Annotated in this window: 8 protein-coding genes; 3 read left to right on the forward strand and 5 right to left on the reverse strand. The window is 50.6% G+C overall.

Translation table 11 applies throughout. From position 1 onward, the window contains the following. Nucleotides 1-63 precede the first annotated feature (63 nt). A complete protein-coding gene (locus tag ACOCF6_RS24430) occupies nucleotides 64-1,278 on the forward strand; it encodes an aspartate kinase (RefSeq protein ID WP_482463230.1) in 1,215 nt (404 codons plus the stop codon). A 72-nt stretch (nucleotides 1,279-1,350) separates the two neighbouring features. Then, entirely contained in the window at nucleotides 1,351-2,721 is a 1,371-nt protein-coding gene (gene fdhD / locus ACOCF6_RS24435) for a formate dehydrogenase accessory sulfurtransferase FdhD (protein WP_482463232.1), read from the forward strand. Here the strand turns inward: fdhD and tadA are convergent. Genes tadA through ACOCF6_RS24450 form a run of 3 tightly spaced genes read right to left on the reverse strand, consistent with a single transcriptional unit; the run spans nucleotide 2,714 to nucleotide 4,509 of the window. Continuing rightward, a complete protein-coding gene (tadA, locus tag ACOCF6_RS24440) occupies nucleotides 2,714-3,202 on the reverse strand; it encodes a tRNA adenosine(34) deaminase TadA (RefSeq protein ID WP_482463442.1) in 489 nt (162 codons plus the stop codon). The two genes, fdhD and tadA, sit on opposite strands and share 8 nt — an antisense overlap. Before the next feature lie 3 nt (nucleotides 3,203-3,205). After that, nucleotides 3,206-4,054: an SPFH domain-containing protein gene (locus ACOCF6_RS24445; RefSeq protein ID WP_482463234.1), complete on the reverse strand. Its 849-nt coding sequence runs from the start codon at nucleotides 4,052-4,054 to the stop codon at nucleotides 3,206-3,208. 8 nt (nucleotides 4,055-4,062) lie between these two features. Then, nucleotides 4,063-4,509, reverse strand: a complete 447-nt coding sequence (locus ACOCF6_RS24450) for an NfeD family protein (protein WP_482463236.1) — start codon at nucleotides 4,507-4,509, stop codon at nucleotides 4,063-4,065. A gap of 125 nt (nucleotides 4,510-4,634) precedes the next feature. On the opposite strand from ACOCF6_RS24450, the gene ACOCF6_RS24455 reads away from it, so the two are divergent. Next, nucleotides 4,635-4,829 carry a putative motility protein gene (locus tag ACOCF6_RS24455; protein WP_482463238.1) on the forward strand — a complete coding sequence of 65 codons (195 nt, stop codon included), beginning with the start codon at nucleotides 4,635-4,637 and terminating at the stop codon, nucleotides 4,827-4,829. Between the two features lie 33 nt (nucleotides 4,830-4,862). Here ACOCF6_RS24455 and lipA read toward each other — a convergent pair whose 3' ends face one another. Beyond that, nucleotides 4,863-5,705 (reverse strand): lipoyl synthase, encoded by an 843-nt coding sequence (gene lipA / locus ACOCF6_RS24460; RefSeq protein ID WP_482463240.1) that lies wholly within the window; start codon nucleotides 5,703-5,705, stop codon nucleotides 4,863-4,865. Further along, entirely contained in the window at nucleotides 5,702-6,514 is an 813-nt protein-coding gene (locus ACOCF6_RS24465) for a lipoate--protein ligase family protein (RefSeq protein WP_482463242.1), read from the reverse strand. The genes lipA and ACOCF6_RS24465 overlap by 4 nt, the downstream gene beginning before the upstream one ends. Between the last annotated feature and the right edge of the window lie 174 nt (nucleotides 6,515-6,688).

Genomic DNA, 6,688 nt, shown 5'->3' on the forward strand with positions numbered 1-6,688 from the left:
TTTCTGCTATAGAGCTGAATCCGAAAACAATTTTCTCTTTTAAATCATGTGAAGGAGAGCAGTATGGCACTTGTAGTTCAGAAATACGGCGGAACATCAGTCGGCACCACCGACCGGATCAAAAACGTCGCCAAGCGTATCATCAAGACATATGACGCCGGCAATGATCTTATAGTCGTTGTTTCGGCCATGTCCGGTGAAACCAACAAGCTGGTTGCCCTGGCCAACGAGATTTGTGAAATTCCCGACGGCCGCGAGTATGATGTTGTTGTAGCTACCGGTGAGCAGGTCACAATCGGTCTGTTGGCCATGTGCCTCAAGTCACTCGGCTATAAAGCCAAGTCCTACCAGGGGTGGCAGGTACCGATCGTCACCGACAGCTCCTGTACCAAGGCCCGCATCGAAAATATCGATGACAAGAACATCCGCGCCGACCTGAAAGAGGGCACCATCGTAATCCTGGCCGGTTTTCAGGGCATCGATGCCGCGGGTAACGTTACCACGTTGGGACGCGGCGGCTCCGACACCTCGGCTGTTGCCATTGCTGCAGCGCTCAAAGCCGATGTTTGCGAGATCTATACCGATGTTGACGGTGTGTACACGACCGATCCCAACATTTGCAAGGAAGCCCGCAAGATGGAGAAGATCTCCTACGACGAGATGCTGGAACTTGCCAGCCTGGGTGCAAAGGTTCTGCAGATCCGTTCGGTCGAATTTGCAAAAAAATATGATGTGGACGTACACGTCCGCTCCAGCTTGAATGAAAACACCGGTACCATGGTTACCAGGGAGGATAAGGATATGGAAGGGATTCTTGTTTCAGGGATAGCATACGATAAAAATGAGGCCAAAATCGCCGTCATGGGTGTACCCGATAAACCCGGCATTGCAGCCAGAATCCTCACGGCGCTTTCCGATGCAAATATTTCGGTGGACATGATCGTTCAAAACGTAAGCTCCGCCGGAATGACCGACTTCACGTTTACCGTGACAAAGGCTGACCTCAAACAGGCCCAGTTGATTACGAACGAGGTAGCGAAGGAAATTCATGCAAAAGAGGTTCTGTGCGACGAGAATATCAGCAAGGTTTCCATCGTCGGTCTCGGTATGCGCAGCCACGCTGGTGTCGCTACCAGAATGTTCACCGCCCTGGCACAGAACGGCATCAACATCCAGATGATCTCCACCTCGGAAATCAAGATTTCGGTTGTAATCGATGAGAAGTACACCGAACTGGCTGTCCGACTGATGCATGAAACATTCGGCCTGGCTGGATAACCCACTGTTGCGGAACTTCACACAAAAAGGGGAGGCCTACGGCTTCCCCTTTTTTTATCAGGCGGCCATAACATGAAACTTCCAACCCGGACTCTTTTTGATTATCAAGATAACGCTCTGCACGCCACTGCAGGCCATGTGGTCCAGGAATTCCCGTTGCAACTGATTGTCAACGGTCGCGAGATCGCCACACTGATCGGTTCGCCCCACGATCTGCGATTTCTTGTAGCAGGTTTTCTGCGACTGCAGAATTTTGTTCAAGACCTCACCGATTTCGAGATGTTCAGCGTCTGCGAAGAGTTCGGAACGGCCAACGTGCGCATCAAAGGTGAATTACCGGAACGGCTGAAACCTGTACTTACGTCAGGTTGTGGTACCGGTGTAAGTTTTTCCATGCCCGAAACAATAAAGTCCTCTGCCACTCTGGTATCGGGGCCGGGTAGCGAAGGCATAACTCCGTCAGATATTTTTTCCCTGATGAACCACCTGTCAAGCCGTGCTGAACAGTATAAACACCATGGAGGAATCCACTCGGCAGCTGTGGGGCGCCACGGGGAGCTGATGCTGTACGCTGAGGACCTGGGACGCCACAATACGCTCGACCGCATTGCAGGAGAAGCACTGTTCAAAAGCATAGACCTGAACGGCACCATGCTGGTTACGTCCGGTAGGGTATCTACCGAGATGGTAGCCAAAGCAGCACTGCTCGGGGTTCGACTGATCGCTTCACGCACCTCACCTACCGACATGGCAATCAGATTGTGTGACCAGAGCAACATCTGCCTGGTTGGCTACGTCAGAGGCGGCAAATTCACGGTCTACAGCCATCCCGAGCACATTGAGCCGTATCCTGACTGTGAAAAGATTGAAGGTGTCACCGCAATAATTCTGGCGGGGGGCACATCCAGGCGCATGGGGTCGAATAAAGCACTTCTGAAGATAAACGATACAACACTTATCGAAATCGTCTACCGCACCCTTTCCAAGCTTTTTCACGAAGTCATTATTGTCACCAATACACCCGAGGAGTACCTGTTCATTCCTTGCCGCAAGGTGGCGGATATCTACCCGGGAGCGGGCTCCATCGCCGGCTTACATGCCGGCCTGGCCGCAAGCGGCACGGAGCTGATTTTTGTTACTGCCTGTGACATGCCCCATCTCAATCCAGACGTGATCAGACTACTCTGCGACTACGCACGTACTGCGGACGCTGTCGTACCGGTAAACAGCGAAGGTCTGCGAGAACCGCTTCATGCGGTCTATTCCACGTCGGTATTGGAAGAGATCCGTAGAGCTATCGAGTGCGATGACAAAAGCATTTTAAACCTCTTGGACCGAATACGGACAACACTGATAACAGCTGAAAGCTTGTGCGCAATTACGGGTGCGCAGGAATCCTTTTGCAACGTGAATACACCGGAGGAATTTGAGAAAATTACGTAGGAACGACTCTGCGGTCAGCTCGCTTGCGGCTTCTCAGAGCAGCAAAAAAATTGCTCAGCAGGCCTGAGCATTCTGCTTCCAGAATACGAGGCACCAGTGCAACCTGGTGATTAAGTCGGAGATCATTAGAGAGATCGTACAGCGACCCGGCAGCTCCCCCTTTGGGATCGTAACAGCCGAAGACGACGGTGGGGATACGTGAGAGAATGATGGCACCCATGCACATGGTGCAGGGTTCCAGGGTAACGTAGAGAGTGGTATCAAGCAGCCGCCAGGAACCCAGTTTACGGGCGGCTTTTCTGATGGCGATCAGTTCGGCATGGGCGGACGGGTCCTGAGACGTCTCGCGCAGGTTGTGACCGCGGGCAATAATGTGTCCATCACGCACAATAACGCAACCGATCGGCACCTCTGCCTTCGCTTCCGCCTTGCGGGCCTCGGCAATGGCTCGGTCCATCCAGTGTACATGATCCTTTTCCAGCGGTCAGCCCTTGCCCATTATGCCGCGGATTGCCGCCGGCAGGTCGGCTGGAAGCATAACCAGCTTGGCGTTCGGTGACAGGGCTATTTTCTGCAGGGTATTGATGTACCGATCCCCCAACAGGAACACCGCCGGCAGATCATTATCCTTGATGGCCTCACTGATATCGGTAATAGCCTTGGCCGAGGCCTCGGCCAACCGAATCTGGGCCTCAGCTTCACGTTTGGCTGCCTCCAGCCTGCCTTCTGCCTCTCGAATTGTCGCCTCGCGTTTGCCCTCGGCCTCCAGTATGGTCGCCTGCTTGAAGCGGTCGGCGCTAGCCTGCTGCTCCATGGCCTTCTGCATAGATTCAGACGGTTTGATATCCTGGATTTCCACTGACTGTACATAGATACCCCAGGCCGCGACCTCCTTGGAGATATTTTCCTGCAGACGGGCCTTGATATGCTCGCGCTCGGAGAGAGCGCTGTTCAGATCCATCTGGCCGATGATTGCCCGCAGCGAGGTCATCACCAGATTCTGGATGGCATATTCATAGTTCTGGATTTCATAGACGGCCCGGGTGGGATCAGTGACCTTGATGAAAGCGATCGCATTGGTGATGATGACCGCATTGTCCTTGGTAATGACCTCCTGGGCTCCGACCGAAAGCACGTCGCCCTTGGTGGAAACCCGATAGGCAACGATATCGATGTAAGGGAAGATGAAATTGAGTCCCGGCTTGAGGATGCTGTTGAATTTCCCCAGGCGCTCTACAATCCACTCCTGCCCTTGGGGTACGGTTTTGACTCCAGCGAACAGGGTTGCAGCGACAACGACAAAAATAATTCCGAAAATAAATACGCCCGGCATGAGACCCCCTAGATTTTTTTCACCTTCAGAATCTGACCTTCGATATCCATGACACGTACCGAATCTCCGGTTTTCAGCACTTCTTCGGCATAACAGACCCACTCGTCGGCACCCAGGATAGAGATCCGGAACCTGACGGTGCCACGACCGTAACTGTCGTCAGTACCGCGTATAATAATTCCGGACTCACCAACTATTGCATCTTTGGACGTGCCGGCATGAGTACGGTCCTTTTTCGGCTTTAAGTACCTGAACCACATAATGGTAAAGAAGATCGATGCCAACGACCAGAGAAATACCTGCCCCGCCACGGGGAACGCAGGCCAGAGAAACGTAAGGATGCCAACCACCAACGCACCGAGTCCAAACCAGATGATCGTAAACGAGGGGACAATCAGCTCAAGACCAATCAGACAGAATCCCGCTATAATCCAGTACCACCACTCTATCTGCATGAAATACCTCTTGCGGGGAAATAATCATAAGTATAACAGGAAACTGCCAAAGGAAAAGTTAACGTCTAAACTTCTACTTGCAACAATACTGCGATGCTGTAATACTGACAATATTGGAGGTGCATATGGATACAAGCTCAATTGCCGGAGTAGCTCTGCTCATGAAAACAGCCCAGACACAACAGACAATGTCAATTTCTGTCATGAAAATGGCGGCTGATCAACAGAAACAGATAGCAAATATGCTGGCACAACTCACTGAGCAGATGCCGCAACCTGCGGCTCAGAACAGTGATTTTACGTTTTCGACATACGCATAAGAGTTTTTGATCTGAACGTCAATCAAGCTTTCCTTAACTGTACTGCCCGGCGTGATAAGAACTGCGAACATAGGGGCCGCTCTCTACATGAGAAAAGCCGGATTGAATGGCTAGTTTTCGTAAACGCTCAAATACTTCCGGCTTAACATACTCCTGGACCGGGTAGTGTTTTTTACTTGGAGCCAGATACTGACCGATACTAAAATATGTGCAATTCACACCACGCAAGTCATTTATAACCTGGACTACCTCTTCCTCTTCCTCCCCCATCCCCAGCATGATGCCAGATTTGGTACTGATCTTCGGCGCCAACTCATGGCACAGCTTCAATACCTCAAGAGATCGCTGATAAACAGCACCTGAGCGAACCTGATACAACCTCGGTACCGTTTCGACGTTGTGTGCTAGTATATCTGGCTGAGACCCGACAACGGACTCGATACTTTGCTGATTACCCAAGAAGTCAGGGATCAGCAGCTCGATTCGTGTTCCGGACGACATACGCCTGATAGATGTGACTGTTGCGCTGTAATGCGAGGCACCACCATCCGGCAAGTCATCACGGGTTGGACTGGTAATGACAACGTGCGATAGCTTCAGGCGCATCACAGCCTCCGCAATCCTTGCCGGTTCATCTCCATCCACCACTAATGGCGGTTTTTTATCAACATTGCAGAAACTGCACTGACGCGTACAGTTGGTTCCCAGTATCAGAAAGGTGCCCTGGCCGCAGGAAAAACATTCCGAGATATTCGGACACAAGGCCTGCTGGCAAACCGTATTCAACCGCAATTCTCTCAACAGTTGACGCATACCGGATTGTTCCACCTGGTTGACCTTTTTTCGCAGCCATTCAGGTTTTCGCTGAATAATCACTCCATAACTCCTTGCAGGTTCCATTGATCTGAACCGTACTTATTCAACAGCAATTTCTGCGACATGCAAAGTTCATCGTGTGACAGGCAACTGTTGATGGTTTCAACTCCCATATAACACTTGAATGCGTCAACAAGCACGCCTTTTAATTGCGATATATCCGCGGTTACACCGCAATCGTTAAGACTGACCGTATGTTCCGCATATTCAGCAGTGCGGTCATTCATATACTGCAAACCATGGTGCGCACGGTTAATAATCGGAATCGAGCCATGCTGAAAAATGACATTTTTCAGGCGACGCTGAGCATTGCCGCCGATCTTCTTGTCGTCGAGCAGAATATCGAATGTCTCTTTACCGGCAAAACAGAAGGCGGTACGCGTACCCAATCGTTCTGAATCAGAAACTGTATCTATCGCGTAGTAAGCATTGAGGCCAAGTGTGCGGTAAAAATTTATCAGAAAGCCGGTCAGCACTCTGAAGGAATCCTTCACCGAGGTCGTTGTAGGTATCTGATCCGGGGAACAAATAATACTATATGTCAATTCATCGGCATGATAAATCGTGCCGCCTCCACTGATACGCCTGACGAGAGATACGGAATTCGCTTGGCAGCGATTAAGATCGAGGACTTCTTCAATTACCTGAAACCGCCCCAGAGATAAGGACGGCGGATTCCATCCATAGATGCGCAGTACGGGATTTGATGATTTGGGTTCAAAGGAACAGAGTAGCGACTCGTCAATGGCCATATTCTCTGGTCCCTGCAAGGGACCGGTATCAATGAGTCGCCATAATGCTGATTTCAATATAAGTAAACTCCTTTGATTTACAGATTAAATGTGACTATATCAGATGTGGATATATATCCAAAGTACCGAAACGTGAATCGCCACATCATTTTGTTATGTAGTGTATGCTTAACTAATTTCAGACGCAAAAGAGCCTCATCACTCTTTCGAATGATGAGGCTCTTTTGTAAT

The sequence above is a fragment of the Geobacter psychrophilus genome (genome assembly GCF_056821595.1).